The sequence below is a fragment of the Paraburkholderia sp. NPDC080076 genome (assembly GCF_050281145.1).
GTDB lineage: Bacteria > Pseudomonadota > Gammaproteobacteria > Burkholderiales > Burkholderiaceae > Paraburkholderia.
The window spans coordinates 606,535-628,438 of sequence record NZ_JBNNWQ010000002.1; the positions used below are offsets into that span (position 1 = coordinate 606,535).

Genomic DNA, 21,904 nt, shown 5'->3' on the forward strand with positions numbered 1-21,904 from the left:
GAGCGCGCGTCGTCGAGACTAAGCATCGGACATTGTTTAGCTAATTTTACTAAACAGCATATTCCGGGCCAACTCCAACGCCTACGGGTATTTCCCTGTGTCGAGCGGGTGTTTTTCGGGCGGTTGTAGCGCGGTTTTACTATACAATCGCCCGAACCCAAACACCGTGCGGCCGCCCTTGCGCGTCCGCTTCATTCGATGGCCACAACCATCCGCGACGTCGCCCGCGCGGCCAGCGTGTCGATCGGCACCGTCTCACGCGCATTGAAGAACCAGCCGGGCCTTTCCGAGGCCACCCGCGAGCGCGTCGTCGAAGCGGCGCGCAAGCTCGGCTATGACGCCGCCCAACTGCGCCCGCGTATTCGCCGTCTCACGTTTCTGCTGCACCGTCAGCACAACAATTTCGCCGTCAGCCCGTTCTTTTCGCACGTGCTGCACGGTGTGGAAGACGCCTGCCGCGAACGCGGCATCGTGCCGTCCGTGCTGACCGCCGGCCCCACTGAAGACGTGATCCAGCAGATGCGCCTGCACGCGCCCGACGCGGTGGCAATTGCCGGTTTCGTCGAACCGGAAACGCTAACCACGCTGGTGGCGATGCAGCGCCCACTCGTGCTGATCGACCTGTGGGCACCCGGCATGCGCTCGGTGAATCTCGACAACGCCGCGGGCGCCACGCTCGCCATGCGGCATCTGTTCGAGCAGCAGCGCAAGCGTGTCGCGTTCATCGGCGGCTCGCTCGCGCACTTCAGCATCGCGCAGCGCGCGCTCGGCTACCGGCGCGCGTTCTTCGAAGCGGGCTTGCTGTTCGACCCGTCGCTGGAAGTGACGATCGACGCCGGCCTCGACCCCGACAGCGGCGCCGCGCGTGCGATGCATCAGTTGCTCGATGCACCCGGCCCGCGCCCCGACGCCGTGTTTGCCTATAACGACGCCGCCGCGCTCGCCGCGCTGCGCGCGTGCCTCGCACGCGGACTGCGCGTGCCCGAGGACATTGCCATCATCGGTTTCGACGACATTCCCGCCGCCGCCCATGCCACGCCGCCGCTGTCGACCATTTCGGTCGACAAGGAAGCGCTCGGCCGGCGCGGCGTCGAGCTTCTGCTCGAAGACGCCCCTGCTGAACTGGAAGTCCGTTTGCCCGTCCATCTCATTGCCCGTGCCAGTACTTTGGTAAAAATGCCATGACGCAATCCGATCCGCTTCACCCTGCCAACGGTGCCACTCCGGCGCCGCCCGTCGAGAGCTTCCGCACACGCGACTTTCTGCTCGCGCATGTGCAGGACACGTTGCGCTTTTACGCACCGAACGTGTTCGATCCGAGCGGCGGCTTTTTCCATTTCTTCCGCGACGACGGTTCGGTCTACGACAAAACCACGCGGCATCTGGTGAGCAGCTGCCGCTACGTGTTCAACTACGCGATGGCGTATCGCCAGTTCGGCGACCCGCAGCATCTCGAATACGCGCGCCACGGCTTGCAGTTCCTGCGCGAAGCGCATTGGGACGCCCAGCACGAAGGCTATGACTGGGAGCTCGAATGGCACGACGGCAAGAAGCGCACGCTCGACGCGACGCGCCACTGCTACGGCCTCGCGTTCGTGCTGCTCGCCTATTCGCATGCGGCGATGGCCGGCATCGAGGAAGCGAAGCCGATGATCGGCGCGACCTTCGAACTGATGGAACATCGCTTCTGGGACGCCGCCGCGGGCCTCTATGCCGACGAAGCGTCGCCCGAGTGGCGGGTCAGCTCGTACCGTGGGCAAAACGCGAACATGCATACCACGGAGGCCCTGCTCGCCGCGCATGAAGCGACCGGCCATCTCGTCTATCTTGATCGCGCGGAACGGGTGGCGTCGAATATCACGCTGCGTCAGGCGAAGCTGTCGCAGGGTCTGGTGTGGGAGCACTTTCACGCGGACTGGTCGGTCGACTGGCACTATAACGAGGAGGACAGCTCGAACATCTTCCGCCCGTGGGGCTTCCAGCCGGGACACCAGACGGAATGGGCGAAGCTGCTGCTGATTCTCGAGCGCTTCCGTCCATTGCCGTGGCTGCTGCCGCGAGCGATCGAACTGTTCGACGCCGCCATGACGCACGCGTGGGACGAAGACCACGGCGGCCTCTACTACGGCTTCGGCCCCGACGGCACCGTGTGCGACCATGACAAGTATTTCTGGGTCCAGGCGGAAACCTTCGCCACGGCAGCGCTGCTCGGCAAGCGCACCGGCAACGAACGCTTCTGGGACTGGTACGACGAGATCTGGCGCTATAGCTGGGCGCATTTCGTCGATCACAAGTATGGCGCGTGGTACCGCATCCTCACGTGCGACAACCGCAAGTACAGCGACGAAAAGAGTCCGGCCGGCAAGACCGACTATCACACCATGGGCGCGTGCTACGAAGTACTGGCCCACGCGCTGCCCGACGGGGCGGCCGCTGCGCCCGAATCCGCGGAGCAAACAAAATGAGCAATCCCAGCGCGAACCACGAATTTCCCTTCTTCGTCTCAGCCGGCGACATCCTCACCGATCTCGTGCGCACCGGCACTTCGCAATGGCTCTCGCGTCCCGGCGGCGCCGGCTGGAACGTGGCGCGCTGCGTGGCGCGGCTCGGCCTGCCGACCGCGTGCGCCGGCTCGCTGGGCGTCGATAACTTCTCCGATGAGTTGTGGAACGCGAGCGTCGCGGCCGGGCTCGACATGCGCTTCATGCAGCGCGTCGAGCAGCCGCCCTTGCTGGCGATCGTGCATCAGACGCATCCGCCCGCGTACTTCTTCATGGGCGAGAACAGCGCCGATCTGGCCTTCGATCCGGCCCGCCTGCCGGCGGGTTGGATCGGTCAGGTGAAGTGGGCGCACTTCGGCTGCATCAGCCTCGTTCGCCAACCCATCGGCAACACGCTCGCCACTTTGGCGGCCGAGTTGCGTTCGCAAGGCGTGAAGATCAGCTTCGATCCGAACTATCGGAATCTGATGGAGCACGGCTACGAACCCACGCTGCGAAAAATGGCCGCGCTCGCCGATCTGATCAAGGTGTCGGACGAGGACTTGCGCCTGCTGTTCAAGACCGACGACGAGGCCGGCGCACTTGCGCAGTTGCGAGCCATGAATCCGGCCGCCACCGTGCTGGTGACGCGCGGACCGGAGACCGCCGTGCTGATCGACGGCGCTATGGTGAGCGAAGCGCGGCCGCCGCGCGTCGAGGTGGTCGATACGGTCGGTGCGGGCGACGCGTCGATCGGCGGCCTGCTATTCAGCCTGATGACTGCGCCGCAGCGGGCGTGGCCGGAGCACCTGGCGTTCGCGCTGGCCGCCGGCGCGGCCGCTTGCCGCCATGCCGGCGCGCACGCGCCGTCGCTCGATGAAGTCGTCGCGCTGCTGTAATTCTGTTGCCTTGTGCGGCGCGCATCGTCACCGGCATGGTGCGCCGCCAGGGCGGAGAACCGAAGCTCCGTCATCGTGCTAGGATGAAAAAACCCAAACCTTTGGAAGACGGAGAGACGCCATGGACGACATCACCTACACCAAAGGCATCTACACGGCTACGGCCTCGACCAGAGAAATAGAAAAAGATACCTGGCAAGGCGTAGTCACCCTCTCGCGCGACGAAGGCGACGCCACGGAAGATCAGGAAACCACGCTCTACGAAGTCGAAGCCACTTCGTCGACGCCGGAAGAAGCGCTCGAGGAAGCCAAAGCGCTCGCTCACCGCATCCTTGGGGAAATCGAACTCTAGGTAGAAAACCGGCGCCGAGCGTTTGTGTTCGCGTTGCGCCACCCTGAACCAACCGGCCGGAGGCGGTCATGGCTGAACAGCTCTTCCTCTACGGCGTGTATTCGATTCACGTCCGCCCACTCGAACTCAACGGCGCGCGCTGGGACGCGGAATACGAAATCCGCCATCGCGAGAAAGCCGTCAAATCGTGGACGACGGTGGGCGGCGACAACGGCTACGGCGACGAAACCGAAGCTGTCGCGGCAGCTCATCAGCAAGCCGTCGATGATATCGAACACGGCGCTGGCATTCCCAAGCCGCGAGCCTTCCCGTAAGTCCGAAGCGCGCGCACGCTGTGGCGCGCGTGCTTGATTGCGTGATTGCTTCAGTGCGCGGTACAAGCGCACCGTAAGGCCGTGTCGATATGCCTCGCTGAAACGCCGTGCATGCACGGCGAGCACACGGCAGCGGCACGCTTTCACGCGCCGCGCACCACGCCGAAAATCACCTTCCGCGGACGAAGCGGCGTGCTACGCTTTGGCCGTTTTCATTTCCACGAGCCCGCGATGGCGACTGAACCGTCAGACCGTCCTTCCGGCTTCGGCGACGCCGAAGCACGCGCACCCGCGCGCCGCTCGCGCGGCAGCCGCGAGTTGCGTCTGGACGATCGCGTGATCATCGCGCACGGCATGCCGACGCCGCTCTGGCAGGATCTCTATCACCGCGCTCTGGTGGTTCGGTGGCCGACGTTTTTCGTCTCGCTCGCAGTCCTGTTCGTGTTGCTCAACACGACGTTCGCCGAGCTCTATATGCTCGGCAATGCGCCGATCGCCAACCAGTTTCCAGCCGGTTTCGGCGGCGCGTTTTTCTTCAGCGTCGAAACGCTCGCGACGGTCGGATACGGCGACATGCATCCGCAAACCGTCTACGCGCACTGGATCGCCACGCTGGAAATTTTCGTCGGCATGTCCGGCATCGCGTTGGCGACGGGGTTGATCTTCGCGCGCTTTTCGCGCCCGCACGCCAAGATCATGTTCACGCGTTACGCGGTGATCCGGCCGCTCGACGGCCGCATGACGCTGATGGTGCGCTCGGCCAACGCGCGTCAGAACGTGATCGCCGAGGCCCGCGCAAGGCTGCGCATTCTGCGCCAGGAAACCACGGCCGAAGGTTATACGCTGCGCAAACTGTACGACCTCACGCTGGTGCGCGATCAACACCCGGTGTTCAAACTGGGCTGGACGGTGATGCACATCGTCGACGAAAACAGCCCGCTGTTCGGCGAAACCGCCGAAACGCTCAAGCGCCTCGACACCTCATTGATTCTTACCCTGGAAGGCGTCGACGAATCGACTTCGCAAACCATGCAGGCGCGCCACATGTGGTCGTGTGATCAGATCTACTGGCATCACCGTTTCGTGGACATCATGAGCGAGCGAGACGGCGTGAGTCATATCGATTACGCGCTGTTCGACGAAATCGTGCCGCTCGACGATACGCCCGTCGCGGCCGCCAAGGCAACGGCGCCGGCACCGTAAGCCGTTCGAAAAACGCACCAGGGCATACCCGCATCCGGCCGTTGCGTGGGAGATCCATCTCAAAACGCCACTAAAACGCGTGGCTCGTCGCGCCTATTCGCGAGCGGCCGGTCAAAGTAGGAAAAATTCTCTCCCATTGGCGCTAAAAAATAGAGTCTCTTTCGCTGCGCCACCTTCGTGGTCCCCACCGCTGCGCGCGGATGCAAAACAGGAGACTCACCCATGACCGCTCGCCTGCCCATCGACGGCACGCCCGCACTGGCCGATTACAAGCTTTCCGACAACCTCACCGCGACGCGCGGCCGAATCTTCCTGACCGGCACCCAGGCGCTGGTGCGCCTCGTGCTCATGCAGCGCGCTGCCGATAAGGCGCGCGGCATGAACACTGCCGGCTTCATCAGCGGCTATCGCGGTTCGCCGCTCGGCATGGTCGACCAGCAGTTGTGGAAAGCGCAAAAACTGCTCACGGCGAGTGATATTCGCTTCTTGCCCGCCATCAACGAAGAACTCGGCGGCACCGCCGTGCTCGGCACGCAGCGGGTGGAATCGGACCCGGAGCGCACCGTCGAAGGCGTGTTCGCGATGTGGTACGGCAAAGGCCCGGGCGTGGACCGCGCCGGCGACGCGCTCAAGCACGGCAACGCCTACGGTTCGTCGCCGCACGGCGGCGTGCTGGTGGTGGCGGGCGACGACCACGGCTGCGTGTCGTCGTCGATGCCGCATCAGAGCGACTTCGCGTTGATGGCGTGGCACATGCCGGTCGTGAATCCGTCGAACATCGCCGACATGCTCGAGTTCGGCTTGTACGGCTGGGAGTTGTCGCGCTTCTCGGGCGCGTGGGTCGGCTACAAGGCGATCTCCGAAACGGTCGAATCGGGCTCGACGGTCGATCTCGACGCGCTGCGCACAGACTGGGCCGCGCCGCAGGATTTCGAAGCACCGGCAGGCGGCCTGCACAACCGCTGGCCCGATCTGCCCAGCCTGACGATCGAATCGCGGATGCACGCGAAGCTCGACGCGGTGCGGCACTTCGCGCGCGTGAACAGCATCGACAAATGGATCGCGCCGAGCCCGCATGCGAACGTGGGGATTGTGACCTGCGGCAAGGCGCATCTGGACCTGATGGAAACGCTGCGCCGCCTCGATCTGACGGTCACCGATCTGGAAGCGGCCGGCGTGCGGATCTACAAGGTCGGCCTGTCGTTTCCGCTGGAGATGACGCGTATCGACGCGTTCGTCTCCGGCTTGTCCGAAGTGCTGGTGATCGAAGAGAAAGGCCCGGTCATCGAACAGCAGATCAAGGACTATCTGTACAACCGCACGCAAGGCACGCGGCCGATCGTCGTCGGCAAGAACGCCGAAGACGGCACGCTGCTGCTGTCGTCGCTCGGCGAATTGCGGCCGTCGCGCATTCTGCCCGTGTTCGCCAACTGGCTCGCGAAGCACAAGCCCGCACTCGATCGCCGCGAACGCGTGGTCGATCTGGTCGCACCGCAAATTCTCTCGAACGCCGCGGACAGCGTGAAACGCACACCGTACTTCTGCTCGGGTTGCCCGCACAACACCTCGACCAAGGTGCCGGAAGGATCGATCGCGCATGCGGGGATCGGCTGCCACTTCATGGCGTCGTGGATGGAACGCGACACGACCGGTCTCATCCAGATGGGCGGTGAAGGCGTCGACTGGGCGTCGCATTCGATGTTCACGAAAACGCGCCACGTGTTCCAGAATCTCGGCGACGGCACCTACTTCCACTCGGGCATTCTGGCGATCCGCCAGGCCGTAGCCGCGAAGGCCACCATCACGTACAAGATTCTCTATAACGACGCCGTCGCGATGACGGGCGGCCAGCCAGTGGACGGCAGCATCTCGGTGCCGCAGATCGCGCGTCAGGTGGAAGCCGAAGGCGTGTCGCGCTTCGTCGTGGTCAGCGACGAGCCGGAGAAATACGACGGCCATCACGATCAGTTTCCGAAGGGCACCACGTTCCACCATCGCAGCGAGATGGACACCGTGCAGCGTCAATTGCGCGACACCGATGGCGTGACCGTGCTGATCTACGACCAGACCTGCGCGGCGGAAAAACGCCGGCGCCGGAAAAAAGGCGAATTCCCCGATCCGGACAAGCGCCTCTTCATCAACGAGGAAGTCTGCGAAGGTTGCGGCGATTGCGGCGTGCAGTCGAATTGCCTATCCGTGGAACCGGTTGAAACGGCATTGGGCCGCAAGCGTCGCATCGATCAATCGTCGTGCAACAAAGACTACTCGTGCGTGAACGGCTTCTGCCCGAGCTTCGTCACGGTGGAAGGCGGCAAGCTGAAGAAAGCCGCGGGCGCCGCATTCGATCCGCAAGCGCTAGCTGCGCGCGTCGACGCGTTGCCGATTCCCGCAACGCATCTCGATGCCGCGCCGTACGACATTCTGGTGACGGGTGTCGGCGGCACGGGCGTCGTGACGGTCGGCGCATTGATCAGCATGGCCGCGCATCTGGAAGGCAAGAGCGCGTCGGTGCTCGACTTCATGGGTTTCGCGCAAAAGGGCGGCTCGGTGCTGTCGTTCGTGCGCTTCGCCGCGCGCGACGAGTGGCTCAATCAGGTACGCATCGACACTCAACAGGCTGACGTGCTGCTCGCCTGCGATATGGTGGTTGGCGCAAGCGCCGATGCGCTGCAAACGGTGCGTCATGGCCGCACGCGCATCGTCGTGAATACGCATGCGATTCCAAACGCCACGTTCGTGACGAATCCGGACGCAACGCTGCACGCCGACGCGCTGCTCGACAAGATGCGTCACGCGGCCGGCCCGGAGCGTATGTCGACGTGCGACGCGCAGGCGCTCGCGACGCGGTTTCTCGGCGACACCATCGGCGCGAACATTCTGATGCTCGGTTATGCCTGGCAACTGGGTCTCGTGCCCGTGTCGTTCGGCGCGATGATGCGCGCGATCGAATTGAACAACGTCGCGGTGCAGATGAATCAGTTGGCGTTTTCGATCGGGCGCCTCGCCGCCGAAGATCCAGCCGCGCTCGAATCGCTGTGGCAAGCGCGGCATCTGGCGAAGCAAAGCGTGCGCGTCGATACGCTCGATGAACTGATCGCGCATCGCGAAGGCCGTCTGCAGACTTACGGCGGCGCGAGCTATGTGAAGCGTTATCGCGCGCTGGTCGACGCCGCACGCCGCGCGGAATTCGCAGTGGACGCGAAAAGCGAACGCTTGACGCGCGCGGTGGCGACCACGTTCTATCGTCTGCTCGCGGTGAAGGACGAATATGAAGTAGCGCGCCTGCATACGGATGCCGCATTCCGTGAGGCGCTGGAAGCGCAATTCGAAGGCGTGGCCGGCAAGGATTTCGGCATCAAGTTCAATCTCGCGCCGCCGACGCTCACGCGTCCTGAACCCGGCAAGAATCCAACCAAGAAAACCTTCGGTCAGTGGATGTGGCCGGTGCTCGGCACGCTGGCAAAATTCAGCAGTCTGCGCGGCACGATGCTCGATCCGTTTGGCCGCACGCTGGAACGCAAGATGGAACGCGAACTCGCGGGCGATTACGAAACCACGTTGCAGCGTGCGCTCGCCAAGCTCGATGCCGGCAATCTGGAAGACGTGGCGAAGCTGGCCGACCTGCACGCTCGTGTGCGCGGTTATGGCCACGTGAAACTCGCGAATCTGGCGGGCGTGAAGCGTGGTGAGCGCGATCTGGCCGCACGTTTGCAGATCGATGCGGCGACGGGTGAGTTCGTGCGGAGATCGCTGGAAGAGGTGAAGGGCGCGGGGCAGTTGCGCGGGATTCCGGTGGTCGTAGCGAAGTAGTTTTTCTTGGGCACGTAGACGCAGATGAAGAAATGCCGTTTCGAGAGCGATCTCGACGCGGCATTTTTCTTTGCTTCGTCGGTTTAATTATTTGGTCATGCGTTCAGCAGTGCTCTGACCTTGGCAACTTTGTCTGCATCGACCGGCGCGAGACCGTTGCTGTTCACGCGAACGCCTGAACCAAAATGCACCGCGTCAACTCGTGTCCTGCTCACAAAACCGGTGATGGCGTCGACCGTCAGACCCGCCCCAGCCAGCACTGTGCACTGCGAACCGGCCGCCTGCTGCACCAACTCTCGAATCGTGGCTTCCGCGTGCAGCACTGAAGCTTGTCCACCCGAGGTCAGCACATTCGTCACGGCCTCGAAACCGAGCAGTACATCGAGCGATTGACGCAAATCACGCGCTTCATCGAACGCACGATGGAAGGTGACAGCCAGTCCATCCGCCGCATCGATCGCACGCGCGAGGCCTTCGCGGTCGATCTCGCCGGCGGCGTTCAGCATGCCGATCACCACGCCATTCGCGCCCGCCGCTTTCACCGCCCGCACGTCGCGCAGCATCACTGCATAGTCGTCAGCGTCGTAGACGAACGAACGGCTGTGCGGCCGCACGATCACGTTCACGGGAATCTCGACCGCCGCCACCACCGCTTCGATCAAGCCGAGGCTCGGCGTCAGGCCGCCCTCGCCCATCGCGGTGACAAGTTCCAGACGGTCAGCGCCGGCTTGCGCGGCGAGGCGCGCGTCGGCAACAGTTGTGGCAATGACTTCGAGGAGCACGGACATAAGCGCGGGAGAGTGTCGTTAAATACCGCTGAAAACGACATGATCTCAGAACTGCTCTTCGTCCACCCAGTCGATATCGCCGCACAGCACGCAGGTCTGCTCGCCGACACGGGTCGCCACCGAAAGCGTCACGCACGGCAACGCCTCGTTGATCGACAGATACGGCCGCGTCACATGCACACGCTCCGGCGCATTGATCGCATCGCGGAAATACGGACGACGCAGCCAGTTCGCCCCTTGCGCATCAGCGAGCGGCAGAAAGCGCGTTTCATGCGCCGCGCGATCGGCGCGCAGCACGACGTTGCGGCCCGCCTGCTTGCCCTTCGCGTCGAGCAGAAAGCAGCGCGCGGCATGGTCGAGCGCGAGAAAATTCCAGCACACTTCCTCGAGCGGTTCGCCTGCCGCGAGCCGTTCCGCCGCCCGCTCGAAAGCCCGCAAGTACGGCGCGATCCGGCTGGCATTGCGGCGCTCGCGCGCGTCGGCCTGATCGCGATAACGCTCGGTGAGTTCGCTGATACACGTCGTCGCGTGCAACGCATCGGCCGCGCCCGGGTTCGGACGGCCGAAAAAAAAGCCCTGCACGAAGTCCGCATTGCAAGCGAGCGCCATCTGCGCCTCATGCTCGGTTTCCACGCCTTCGACCAGCACCAGCTTGCCCGCTTCGTGCAGCAGCGCCACGAGGCCCGGCAGAATCGTCGCCATATCGGCGCGATGCGCGGCGTGCGACAGCATGATGCGATCGAGCTTCACGATGTCGGGATTCAATTGCCAGATCCGTTCGACGTTCGAGTGCCCCGCGCCGAAATCGTCGAGCGCGATCAGGAAGCCACGCTCGCGGAACTGGCGCACGGCGTCGGCGAGACGTTCCAGATCTTCGGCGCGATGCTCGAGCACTTCGAGCACGATGCGCCGCGGCGGCAAATCGAGCCGCTTCAGCGTGGCCAGCAAGGCAGCGGCGAGATACGGATCGGTGAGCGCACCGGGATGCACGTTCAGGAACAGCCACTCGCGCTCGGCGCCCAGCACCTTGAAATTTTCCAGATGCAGGGTCTGGGCCAGTTTGTCGACCTGCAGCACATCGCCGAGGCGCGCGGCCTCGCCGAATACGTCGAGCGGCGACACGGGCCGGTCGAGCGCATCGTGCGCGCGCAGCAGCCCTTCGTAACCGACCGCCCGCATATGCGACAGGCTGAAAATCGGTTGAAACACGCTGCTCAGCGTGAGTTCGCCATGCTGCACCGTGAAACGTTCGAGCCCCGACGTCATCTCGACGCCGAAGCCATGTGGCGCGCTGGCCGTCCTTTCCTGTTGCGCAATCGTCATGCAGTCCTCTCACGCGAGAGCCGGGCCGGTCCGAACGCGGAAGCGAACAACTTCGGCGCCGTTTCTCAAATGTGCGTCATCGATATACCTTAAGCAAGCTCCATGCGCACGCTGACGCACATTCCGATGAAATTTGTCCGAAAGATTGCACCCGTGTAAGGGAACATGCGCCGCGTGTGGGCGTGACTCGCACCGTTAAGGTGCGCCGGGTCGAGAAGACACGCCCGCGTCGGCCAGCGGCGCTTCATGTCGGCCTGAGCGTAGCGCAACACGTCGTCGGGCTAAACTTCGGCCTTACGCTTCGTCAGCATCGCGTGGCCGCATCGTCGAAGATCACCGAAGTAACACCGTTATATCCTCAGAAATAGACCGATGGACATTGTCTTTACCGTATTGATTCTTTTGCTCGCCGTCGCCGCGTCGGGCGTCGTCATCCGCATCCTGCCGATCGCGCTGCCGCTGCCGCTCGTGCAGATCGTGATCGGCGCGTTGCTCGCATGGCCCAGGCTCGGGCTGCACGTCACGTTCGATCCGGACATTTTCATGATGCTGTTCATTCCGCCGCTGCTGTTCGCGGACGGATGGCGTATTCCCAAGCGCGAGTTCTTCATGGCGCGACGCTCGATCCTGATGCTCGCGCTCGGCCTCGTCTTCATGACGGTGCTGGTGGTCGGTTATTTCGTGCATGCGCTGGTACCGTCGATCTCGCTGCCAGTTGCATTCGCGCTCGCTGCAGTGTTGTCGCCGACGGATGCGGTGGCGCTGTCCGGCATCGCCGGCAAGGGCAAGATTCCGGGGCGGCTCATGCATATCCTCGAAGGCGAGGCGTTGATGAACGACGCGTCGGGACTGGTCGCGTTGAAGTTCGCGATTACCGCGGCGCTGACCGGCGTGTTTTCGTTGCGCGACGCGTCGATCAGTTTCGTGATCATCGCCGTGGGCGGCCTCGCGACGGGCGCTGCGGTGAGCTGGGTGTTCGGCTTTGTGTCGGCCCACTTTCTGAATCTCACCGAAGAAGGCGACCCGGCGCCCGGCGTCGTGATGACTCTGCTGATTCCATTCGCCGCTTATCTGGTCGCCGAGCGTTTCGAGTTGTCCGGCATTCTGGCCGCGGTCGCCGCCGGCATGATGATGAACTACACGACCATTGTGACCGCCGGGCCGGCGTCGTCGCGAGTGCGCGCCAGCAGCACGTGGACGATGATCGAGTTCGTCTTCAACGGCATGGTGTTCATTCTGCTGGGGCTGCAGTTTCCGCACATTCTCGGCCGGGCACTGCTCGACGCGCACGAGACCAGTAACGCGCAGGTCTGGCGGCTGGTCGGCTACGTCGCCGCAGTGGCGGGCGCCCTGTACGCAATGCGCTTCGTGTGGGTGTGGCTACTGCGCTATTTCGCGAGCCGCAGCGCCGCGAAGCAAGGCGTGGCGAATGCCGTTCCGGGCTTGCGCACCGCCGCAGTGACGACGGTGGCCGGTGTGCGCGGGGCCGTGACGCTCGCGGGCGTGCTGTCGTTGCCGGAGGCGTTGCCGGGAGGCGCCGCGTTGCCGGGCCGCGATCTCGCGATCTTCATCGCATCCGGCGTGATCCTGGTCTCGCTGATCGTGGCGGTGGTGGCGTTGCCACTGTTGCTGAGCGGCTGGCGCCGCGGCAAGGATCCGCATGCGGCCGAGGAGGCGCTCGCACGGACCATGGCCGCGCAAGCCGCGATTCGCGCTGTCGACGAGGTGCACGACAGGGAGTGCGCGAATCTCGATGAGTCGGCTTCGGCGTATGCGGCGGATGTCACCGCACGAGTGATGGACCTCTATCAGCGCCGCCTCGCCACGCTCGATGAAGAACGTGAACCGCGCGAACTGGCGCGCCGCGCCGATGCGCTGGAGTTCAGAATGAAACTCGCGGCCATGAGAGCCGAGCGCAAGACGCTGCTTGAACTGCGCAGCAGTCAGGAGATCAACGACGAGACGTTGAACAAGCTGATGCGCGAAGTGGATTTGTCGGAGACTGCGCTGACGGCGCGAAGGAAGTAACGGGCACTCGCACCGAGTAGTTGCGATTCCAGCGGCGAGGGCTTTTTCTTCGATCGAAACAACGTGCGTAAGAGAAAAGCCTGCGCCGCCGGCGAACCTGTGGAAACGAGTAGTTCAGTGCGCGAGAAAAATCACGCCACCGGACCTTGCGCCGGTTTCCTTCTCAGGAGAGCGTAGAGAATGATCGCGCCGAAGGTCGCGGTGCCGATACCGCCCAGACCGAAGCCGCCGAGCTTCAGCGAGAAATCGCCGGCGCCGAGTACGAGCGTGACCGCGGCCACGATGAGATTGCGGTTGTCGGAGAAGTCCACCTTGTTGACGACCCAGATCCGCGCGCCGGTCACGGCGATCAGGCCGAACACGACGATCGACACGCCGCCCAGCACCGGCCCCGGAATGGTCTGGATCACCGCGCCGAACTTCGGCGAAAAACCCAGCACCAGCGCGATCAACGCGGCGATCACGAACACCAGCGTTGAATAGATCTTGGTGACGGCCATTACGCCGATGTTCTCGGCATACGTCGTGACACCGGTGCCGCCGGCGAAGCCCGACACGATCGTCGCGAGTCCGTCACCGAGAAATGCACGGCCGACGTAGCGGTCCAGATTCTGGCCCGTCATCGCGCTCACCGCCTTGATATGCCCGAGGTTCTCCGCCACCAGAATCACCGCGATCGGCGCGAGCAAGGTCATCGCCTGCATGTTGAACACCGGCGCCGTGAAATGCGGCATGCCGAACCACGCGGCATTCGCGACGATGGCGAAATCGATCGGCTTGCCCATGCCGAGACCGTTGGTGACGATCGCGTAAATCACGTACGCCATCAGCAGGCCAACCAGAATCAGCAGACGCTGCAGCATGCCACGCGCGAACACCGCGACCGCGCCCACGCACAACACGGTGACGAGCGCCATCCACGAATCGAAGTTGCTGCCGCTCACGCCATGCACCGCGATCGGCGCCAGATTCAAACCGATCACGCAGACAATCGCGCCCGTCACCACCGGCGGCATCAACGTCTCGATCCATGTGGTGCCCACCGCCGACACGATCAGGCCGATGAGCGCGTACACCACCCCGCACGCGATGATCCCGCCCAGCGCGACCGGAATGTTCATGTTCGGGCCGTGACCGCCGTACCCCGTGACCGCGATCACGAGACCGATGAACGCGAAGCTCGAGCCGAGATAGCTCGGCACGCGGCCGCCCACCAGCACGAAGAACAACAACGTGCCGATGCCCGACATGAAGATGCACAGGTTCGGATCGAAGCCCATCAGCAATGGCGCGAGCACCGTCGAGCCGAACATCGCGACGACGTGTTGCACGCCCATCGCGAACATCTGCGGCCACGCGAGCCGCTCGTCGGTGCCGACGATGCGGCCCTCGGCAGCCGCGGACTGGGCGCGCCAGCGGGGGAAGTAGGAATCGGCCATGGCGGGGGTTCTCCTCTGTTCGGCGCTATTTATGGTGGCGCGGCGCCGGCACAAGGCACCGCCCAGGAATTAGGCGCGAGTGTACGGAGTGCCATTGGGCCTGGCAAGCTCGGGGAAATGCGCGGCGCTCAGCCGTGCCGCGCTTCCAGCGAAAACACCGTCACAGCCGCCTGCAACTGCCTCGCCTGATCCGCCATCGACGCCGCCGCGGCAGCCGCCTGCTCGACCAACGCCGCGTTCTGCTGGGTCACGTCGTCCATCTGCGCGACCGCTCGATTGACTTCTTCGATGCCGGTGCTTTGTTCCTGCGACGCCGACGAAATCTCGCCCATGATGTCGGTCACGCGTTTCACCGCGTGGGTGACTTCGGCCATCGTCTGCCCGGCCCGCTCGGCGAGTTCAGCGCCGCTGCCCACGCGCGCCGTCGAGCTTTCGATCAACTCCTTGATCTCCTTCGCCGACACTGCGCTGCGTTGCGCGAGCGAGCGCACTTCGCCCGCCACCACCGCGAAGCCGCGACCTTGTTCGCCGGCGCGCGCCGCTTCGACCGCCGCGTTCAGCGCGAGGATGTTGGTCTGGAACGCGATCCCTTCGATCACCGCAATGATGTCCGTCATGCGCTTCGAGCCCGCCGCCAGCTCACGCATCGTTTCGACCACGTCGCCGACAAGATGGCTGCCGCGCGCCGCGACTTCCGACGCGCCGTGCGCCACGCCGCCCGCCTGCTGCGCGTTCTCCGCGTTCATCTTCACCGTCGACGTCAGTTCCTGCATGCTCGACGCGGTTTCCTGCAACGCGGCGGCTTGCTCTTCCGTGCGTTGCGACAGATCGGTATTGCCTTGCGCGATTTCGCCCGACGCCATCAGGATCGATTCGCTCGATTCGCTGATGCCCGACACGATGCCCGCTAGCCGCTCGCGCATGTTGCGCAACGCGAACAGCAAGCTGTGAGAGTCACCCGCGCGGGTTTCGACGCGCACGCTAAGGTCGCCGCCAGCGATGCGGTTGGCGATCTGCATCGCGTAATCCGGTTCGCCGCCGAGCTGCCCGGACAGACGACGCGCGATCACCGTGGCGAGCAGCATGCCTGCGACGATCGAGCCCAGCACCAGCGCGCTCATGACGATGCGCACGTGCTGATAGCCGGTGGACGCTTCCAGTTGCGCGTCGTTGGCTTGTTGGCGGCGATAGTCGATCAGCGCCGTGATGCGATCGCGCAGCGCCTCGCTCGACGCAATCGCGCGACGCACGAGTTCGTTGTTGTCGACGCCCGCGGGAATCGGTTCGAGACCGATCTGCTGATGCACGATGCCTTCCCACACCGCAGACTTGCGCAGCACGTCGTCGAACATTTCCTGGCCCTGGCTCGTCTCGATCGTCGCGCGATACTGATCGTAGGCGGCGTGCATCTCCTTGAGTGAGCCGACTATGTTGTTCTTCAACTTTTGACGGCCGGCGTCGTCGGCGGCATAGCCGAGATTCGCGGCGGCCAGATCCGAATCGATCTTGTGGCGGTTCGCCTCTTCCATCCAGTACAGGCCGTCCATGTGCTTATCGCCGATCGCGTCGGTAATGCCGTGCATCGCCGACAGCGTACTCAGCGACGTCGCGCCGATCACGACGCAAAAACCAATCACCACGGCAAACGCCAGCAGCAGTTTCCTGAACACGGGCATGCGGTCGAACCACTTCATTTCACCATCCTTCATGAGTCACGACGGGACGTCGGCGCCGCCACGCCGTCGCGAAACCTTCGCGATCCATCGGATACGTGGCGGCACTCCCACCTCATTTACGGCGGCCATCACCGAGACTTGATAAGGGAAATGTCAGGAATAACCGGGACAGGATGTTGTAAGCAATGCTTAGCGCACGAGGCCGGGTCGCTAGAAGCCATTGCGGGCGGCGTATTGGCGATATGTTTGGGATTCGTCTGATGTATAGGGCGAGGCAAGCTCTTAGACTTGTTTCTGCTGCGTTGACCCCATGAGTAAACGCACGCGATGTTGTTGTAACTCTCCGACTTTCCCGCTCACGCTTCCCCGGCGTGAGCGGTTTTTTTTTCGTCTGTGCGATTCGTTGTTTGCGCTCGCGAAGATGCTGCGATCAGCCGGCTTTACGCGTGCCTTGCGAAAGCGGCGTCTGCGAGTTGCAAGCTGTAGTCGCGCACGTCGTCCGGCCATGTCGCGACGATCTCTTCGAAACGCGGGCGATCGTCCGCGTACAGCGCGCGGGTGGCATCTTCATAGCGCGGCAGATTGCCCGCCAGCGCGGTCATGAAGCGATACACGGCTTCCTGCGCCGCGCGCCGGCGGTCCTTGTCCTCGCCGGCAGCGCGCGCCGCATCGACCAGTTTGCGTAGCGCGACCGACGCGCCGCCCGACTGCCCGTTCAGCCAATCCCAATGACGCGGCAACAACGTGACTTCTCTCGCCACCACGCCGAGCTTAGGCCGGCCACGACCACGCGGAGCGTCCTCCGCTGCGTCGACGGCGGCGTGAGCGGTTTCGGCTTCGTCATTCTGGCTTGCGAGTCGCGCGACGATTTGCTCGGGCGTGCCGCGCAGATCGAATTCGACCGGCCGGCTGGTGACGTCGTCGAAGACCAGCACCGGCGCCTGTTCGCCGCGCGCGAGCACTTCTCTTACCGCAAGCGCTACGTCGGGCAAAGCGCCTGACGCGATGCGGCGATGGCCTTCGAACGCGGTGCAGGTTTGGGAACGGGCGGTCATGACAAACTCCAAGAAAAGAATTTGTCGAATTATATCCGGGTTAAATTCAAATGCAACATATTACCCGGGTAAATTTATACTGCATCTCTCAGACAGAGTTCCGCGCTTCGGTTCCGGGCGCCATCGTGGCGGCGCCGCCGTGCGACGCGTGCGTCACGGTGCGATAGCACAGCACGCGATTGCGGCCCGCATCCTTGGCTTCGTATAGGGCGTCGTCGGCGGCATTCAGGAGGGCGCGGCTAGTTGCGAATGCCTGGCCTCGCGTGGTGGCGATGCCGATGCTGACCGTCAGCACATGATGCGAACTCGCCACGTGGCGAAGCTGGAGCGCCTGAACCGCGGTGCGAATCTTCTCGGCGATGAAGGTGGCGCCGGTTTCGTCGGTGTCCGGCAGCAGCACAGCGAACTCTTCGCCGCCGTAGCGCGCCGCCGTGTCGCCCGGACGCCGCACGCTCTGCGCGATGCAGCGTGCCACACCGGTGAGCGCGTCGTCGCCCGCGGAATGGCCGTACAGGTCGTTGAAACCCTTGAAACTGTCGACGTCGATCAGCAGCATCGACAGCGGCCACGCGTTGCGCTGCGCGCGGCGCCATTCTTCTTCCGCGTGTTCCTCGAAAGTGCGGCGGTTGTTCAGGCCGGTCAGCCCGTCGGTGCGCGCCAGCACGCGCAACTCTTCTTCGGCCGCGCGGCGATGCCGCAACTCATGCGAGAACAGCACCGCCAGCGCGATGATCGTGACGTCGAGCGCGGCGATCAGCGAACCGATGATCCACGCGCGCCGCCGCCACTCCACGTAGATATCGTGCGTGGAAAGCGCGACGTCGAGGATCAGCGGATACATGTCGATATGGCGGAACGCATACCAGCGCTCGACGCCGTCGATCGCCGCCGTGCCGAAGAAGTCCCCGCTCGGCTGCTGGGTGAAACGCGAGTAATTGGCGGTGCCTGTCAGATTGATACCGATGATTTTCGGATCATAAGGACGCCGCATCAGCATCGTGCCGTCGCTCAGCATCAGCGCCATCGAGCCGCCAGCGCCGAGATTCATGCCGGCGAACAGGCTGCGGAAATAGGTGAGGCGCATGGTGCCGGCCACCACGCCGCCGAAACTGCCGTCCGGTCGCGTAATGCGCCGGCTCAGCGCGATGCTGACTTCCTTGCCGCTGATCTTCGGCATGAACGGATGGCTGATGTACAGGCCGACATTGGGCGAGTCTCGCTGCACCTTGAAGTAGTCGCGGTCGGCGAGATTGACGTGGCGCGGCGGAGAGGCTTGCGAGTCGAACTTGACGTTGCCGGTCTCGTCGGTCACGAGGATCGAGCCCATGTCTTTGGCGCTCGCCGAGCCGTCGAACAACACCATCTGGCGGATGGCCGGCTTCAGGTCCAGCACGCCGGGCTGTTTCAGGCCGTCGATCACCGCGCGCAGCGAGAGATCGTAAATCTCCAGATTGCGCGACACGTCGCGCTCGACCAGCAGCGACACGTTGAAGACCGAGTCCTGGGCGCGCCGCAAAGCGTCGTCGCGCATCTGCGCCAGCACCCACACGGCGATCGCAAGAATCGCACTGGCCAGCACGATACTGATAGCAATCACGATGTTCGGTCGGCGCGTCACCATGGGCGTTTCTTTCGAACATGCGCTGACCTACGCGCGTGAAGAAGAGGGCCGCGTCCGGACCGGCGCGTACCGTGAACCGGTAGCGTACCAGACGATGTGCCGCGCCGAATCATCGAAAAGACCGGTTTTTGCCGGGTCGGGCGAGCTTGACGCTGCTCGCCCGTGCTCAGCCGGTATGCAGATCGAGCATGGGCCCGGATGCCGACCGGCTCAACGCGCGGATGTCGGCGGTCTCGAGCACCGCCTTGTCGGCGCCGTGACGGGCAACCGCCAGCATGGCGAGACCGATGTCTTCGGTGCTCAGAATCTGGTTGGGCAAAAGCGCACGCAGCGTCGACAGGAATGGCCGGGCCAGCGTGTAGAACAGTTGGTACGAGCGGGTCTTGGAGCGCGCGCCGTTCAACGGTTGAATCACGCCCGGACGGAACAGGTAGACGCCCTTGAACGGCAGCCGCTGCAACGCGTTCTCGGTCTTGCCCTTGACGCGCGCCCACATGCTGCGGCCTTGCTCCGTGCTGTCGGTGCTCGCACCGGACACGTAGACGAAGGTCATCTGCGGATTGAGACGGGCGAGCGTCCGCGCCGCCGCCAACGTGAGGTCGTAGGTGAGGCGCGCATACTCCGCCTCCTGCATTCCCACCGACGACACGCCCAGGCAGAAGAAGCATGCGTCGAAACCCGTGAGCGACGCTTCCGCCGCGCGATAGTCCATCAGGTCCGGCTGAACCACTTCGATGAGCCGTGGATCGAGCTGGCCGGTGCGAGTGCGGCCCACTGTCTGGACCACTTCGACGTCCGGCGCGCGCAAACACTCGCGCAACACGCCCTGCCCGACCATGCCGGTCGCGCCAAAAATGAGAACCTTCATGATGCATGCTCCATGGTCGCGCTGGGCCAGCGCGCGTTAGTCAGTGCTTCGGAAATCGCCCACAAACGGGCGGCGACCGCGGCTTGCGCTTTCTGCTCGTTGCGTCCGGTGAGCACGACGTCCGCGCCCGCGCCGGCCAGCGCAAGCGCCGTCTCGAAACCCAGCCCTCCGGTCGCGCCAGTGATCACCGCGAGGCGGCCGCTCCGAGGCGGGATGTCCGCGGAGGTCCAGTTCGCCATGTTCATGGTTCTCATGGTTGCCTTCGGTCGGTCTCGGCCCTTGACCTGCTTGCCAGGCTCGGCTCGGCGCTCAAGCTTTCGCCGCTGCGGCCGGGAATGCCGGCAGCGGCGGCGGCGCGGAGAAATCCGTCGACTCGCTGACGGCACGCCACGCTTGCGCGTCGGCCGCGCGTGCCTTCTCGCCTTCTCCACAGTAGTGCAATGCGTCGGTGCCCAACAAAAGATGCGCCGGCAAAGCATCGTGATAAGCCAGCTTGAGCACCACTTGCGCGACCTTCGCCGGATCGCTGGCTTCGTGGCCGATGTACTGAGACAGCATATCGATGACGGCGCCCACCGACGGCACGTAATCCGGCCACAATTCCGGCGTGGCGCCGGCCGCCTCGTTGCCCCATTCCGTTTTCATGCCGCCCGGTTCGAGCGCGGTGACGTGAACACCGAACGGCGCGAGTTCCTGGCGAATCACTTCAGTGAAGCCGCCCACGGCCCACTTGGCAGCCTGATAGGCGCTCAAGCCGGCAATCCCCACGCGCCCGCCCACCGACGAAATCTGGATGATGTGCCCGGCGCGCTGCTGTCGCAGCACCGGCAAGGCCGCGCGCGTCACGTTGACGACGCCATAGAAGTTGGTGTCGATCTGCGCGCGGAAGTCGTCCTCGGAGCTTTGCTCGAACGGAACCAGGTGACCGAAGCCCGCATTGTTGACCACCACGTCCAGCCGGCCGAACGCGTCGACGGCGGCTTGCACGGCTTGGCGCGCCGCCTGCGGATCCGTGACGTCGAGCGCGACCGCGCGGACCCGTTCGCCATAACGCGCCGACAGATCAGCCAACTGACGCGGGTCACGCGCGGTCGCGACAACCTGTTCGCCTGCCTGCAAAGCTGCTTCGACAATCTCGCGCCCAAGTCCACGGGCGCTACCGGTAACCAACCAGACCTTAGCCATATTGCACTCCTTGAAATTAATTGAGCAAGTAATCACTCATTAATACGACAAAAAAACTTAGTGGCGGGCGATCGCGTTCCAGAACGCGTCGAAGCCAGCGCGGCGATAACGCTCGGCCTCAGCCGGTTCCCGAGCGATGAAGTCCATGGTCGTTTCCGCCAAAGCGCCCATGATCGCCGACAGAAAAGCCGGCGGATGATCCCGCAACGCGCCGCTAGCCACGCTTGCCTGAATCATGTCGTTGATGTCGGCGAACGACTGCATGCCCTTCGCCCGCGTGTGGTCGGTCAAGCGCTCCGACACGGCCAGTTGCGCCACGGCGCGGCGCTTGTTCGGTTGCGCGACGCCCCAGTCGACGAACTTGTTCCACACGTGTTGCGCCCGCTCGCGCACGGTGGCGTGCTTCGGATAACCGGCCACCATCACTTCGCGCAGTTCGGCCTTGATGTCGAGATACAGGACGTTCAGCAGGTCGTCTTTGTTGTCGAAGTACGTGAACAGCGTGCCTTCCGCCACACCCGCCACTTTGGCGATGCGCGACGTGGGCGCGCCCAGCCCTTGCTCGGCAATGACCTCGGCTGCAGCAGCAAGGATGGCGTTACGTTTGTCTTCGCTCTTGGGACGGGCCATGCGGATTCGGTTTTGCTGCAGTCAATAAATGAGTGATTGCTCAATCATATACACGAACGGCAAATCGTTCAAGCGGTTTTCGACATTTTGCTCAACGGGATGCTTTCATCACACGCCCAAATATATTCATCTGGCACGAAATCTCATTTTCGTCGGTCATCGCGTGCAAGCCTTTTAAAGATATACCCGATCCGCCTTCAGTCCTCGAGTATGCGAACCGATATCCGGTAGAT

18 protein-coding genes are annotated in these 21,904 nt (G+C 63.8%); 8 read left to right on the forward strand and 10 right to left on the reverse strand.

The features are described 5' to 3' along the window. Positions 1-198 precede the first annotated feature (198 nt). The 7 genes from ACQKRQ_RS10105 (at position 199) to ACQKRQ_RS10135 (ending at position 9,058) form a co-directional block, all read left to right on the forward strand. Complete coding sequence (locus ACQKRQ_RS10105; RefSeq protein WP_012431493.1) at positions 199-1,185, forward strand: LacI family DNA-binding transcriptional regulator; 987 nt, start codon at positions 199-201, stop codon at positions 1,183-1,185. Beyond that, the gene (locus tag ACQKRQ_RS10110) at positions 1,182-2,465 is read left to right on the forward strand and encodes an AGE family epimerase/isomerase (RefSeq protein WP_427476710.1); all 1,284 of its coding nucleotides are present in this window, start codon (positions 1,182-1,184) and stop codon (positions 2,463-2,465) included. Before ACQKRQ_RS10105 ends, ACQKRQ_RS10110 begins: the two co-directional genes overlap by 4 nt. Next, positions 2,462-3,379, forward strand: a complete 918-nt coding sequence (locus ACQKRQ_RS10115; RefSeq protein WP_132376292.1) for a carbohydrate kinase family protein — start codon at positions 2,462-2,464, stop codon at positions 3,377-3,379. Before ACQKRQ_RS10110 ends, ACQKRQ_RS10115 begins: the two co-directional genes overlap by 4 nt. A 121-nt stretch (positions 3,380-3,500) precedes the next feature. Next, positions 3,501-3,731 carry a hypothetical protein gene (locus ACQKRQ_RS10120; RefSeq protein ID WP_132376293.1) on the forward strand — a complete coding sequence of 77 codons (231 nt, stop codon included), beginning with the start codon at positions 3,501-3,503 and terminating at the stop codon, positions 3,729-3,731. Positions 3,732-3,799: 68 nt separating this feature from the next. Continuing rightward, positions 3,800-4,045: a hypothetical protein gene (locus tag ACQKRQ_RS10125; RefSeq protein ID WP_012431489.1), complete on the forward strand. Its 246-nt coding sequence runs from the start codon at positions 3,800-3,802 to the stop codon at positions 4,043-4,045. A 231-nt stretch (positions 4,046-4,276) separates the two neighbouring features. Next, positions 4,277-5,248 carry an ion channel gene (locus ACQKRQ_RS10130; RefSeq protein ID WP_427476713.1) on the forward strand — a complete coding sequence of 324 codons (972 nt, stop codon included), beginning with the start codon at positions 4,277-4,279 and terminating at the stop codon, positions 5,246-5,248. 222 nt (positions 5,249-5,470) lie between these two features. Then, positions 5,471-9,058 (forward strand): indolepyruvate ferredoxin oxidoreductase family protein, encoded by a 3,588-nt coding sequence (locus tag ACQKRQ_RS10135; RefSeq protein WP_427476715.1) that lies wholly within the window; start codon positions 5,471-5,473, stop codon positions 9,056-9,058. A gap of 95 nt (positions 9,059-9,153) precedes the next feature. Here ACQKRQ_RS10135 and ACQKRQ_RS10140 read toward each other — a convergent pair whose 3' ends face one another. Together ACQKRQ_RS10140 and ACQKRQ_RS10145 are read right to left on the reverse strand one after the other, a co-directional pair. Next, positions 9,154-9,846, reverse strand: a complete 693-nt coding sequence (locus ACQKRQ_RS10140) for a copper homeostasis protein CutC (protein WP_427476717.1) — start codon at positions 9,844-9,846, stop codon at positions 9,154-9,156. 45 nt (positions 9,847-9,891) lie between these two features. Further along, positions 9,892-11,169 (reverse strand): sensor domain-containing phosphodiesterase, encoded by a 1,278-nt coding sequence (locus ACQKRQ_RS10145; protein WP_132376297.1) that lies wholly within the window; start codon positions 11,167-11,169, stop codon positions 9,892-9,894. Positions 11,170-11,541: 372 nt separating this feature from the next. On the opposite strand from ACQKRQ_RS10145, the gene ACQKRQ_RS10150 reads away from it, so the two are divergent. Continuing rightward, positions 11,542-13,197, forward strand: a complete 1,656-nt coding sequence (locus ACQKRQ_RS10150; RefSeq protein WP_427476720.1) for a Na+/H+ antiporter — start codon at positions 11,542-11,544, stop codon at positions 13,195-13,197. A 131-nt stretch (positions 13,198-13,328) separates the two neighbouring features. On the opposite strand, the gene ACQKRQ_RS10155 is transcribed toward ACQKRQ_RS10150, so the two are convergent. The 8 genes from ACQKRQ_RS10155 to ACQKRQ_RS10190 all read right to left on the reverse strand — a co-directional run bounded on the left by ACQKRQ_RS10155 (position 13,329) and on the right by ACQKRQ_RS10190 (position 21,671). Beyond that, on the reverse strand, positions 13,329-14,636 hold the full coding sequence (locus ACQKRQ_RS10155; protein WP_408180436.1) for a solute carrier family 23 protein: 1,308 nt from the start codon (positions 14,634-14,636) through the stop codon (positions 13,329-13,331). Positions 14,637-14,764: 128 nt separating this feature from the next. Beyond that, entirely contained in the window at positions 14,765-16,330 is a 1,566-nt protein-coding gene (locus ACQKRQ_RS10160; protein WP_427476722.1) for a methyl-accepting chemotaxis protein, read from the reverse strand. 422 nt (positions 16,331-16,752) lie between these two features. Further along, entirely contained in the window at positions 16,753-17,367 is a 615-nt protein-coding gene (locus ACQKRQ_RS10165; RefSeq protein WP_427476724.1) for a DUF2239 family protein, read from the reverse strand. 88 nt (positions 17,368-17,455) lie between these two features. After that, positions 17,456-18,988, reverse strand: a complete 1,533-nt coding sequence (locus ACQKRQ_RS10170; RefSeq protein ID WP_427476726.1) for a sensor domain-containing diguanylate cyclase — start codon at positions 18,986-18,988, stop codon at positions 17,456-17,458. A gap of 166 nt (positions 18,989-19,154) precedes the next feature. After that, the gene (locus ACQKRQ_RS10175) at positions 19,155-19,856 is read right to left on the reverse strand and encodes an NAD-dependent epimerase/dehydratase family protein (protein WP_427476728.1); all 702 of its coding nucleotides are present in this window, start codon (positions 19,854-19,856) and stop codon (positions 19,155-19,157) included. Beyond that, complete coding sequence (locus ACQKRQ_RS10180; RefSeq protein ID WP_427476730.1) at positions 19,853-20,110, reverse strand: SDR family NAD(P)-dependent oxidoreductase; 258 nt, start codon at positions 20,108-20,110, stop codon at positions 19,853-19,855. The genes ACQKRQ_RS10175 and ACQKRQ_RS10180 overlap by 4 nt, the downstream gene beginning before the upstream one ends. A gap of 55 nt (positions 20,111-20,165) precedes the next feature. Beyond that, complete coding sequence (locus ACQKRQ_RS10185; RefSeq protein ID WP_427476732.1) at positions 20,166-21,041, reverse strand: SDR family NAD(P)-dependent oxidoreductase; 876 nt, start codon at positions 21,039-21,041, stop codon at positions 20,166-20,168. 57 nt (positions 21,042-21,098) lie between these two features. Next, a complete protein-coding gene (locus ACQKRQ_RS10190; protein ID WP_132376305.1) occupies positions 21,099-21,671 on the reverse strand; it encodes a TetR/AcrR family transcriptional regulator in 573 nt (190 codons plus the stop codon). Between the last annotated feature and the right edge of the window lie 233 nt (positions 21,672-21,904).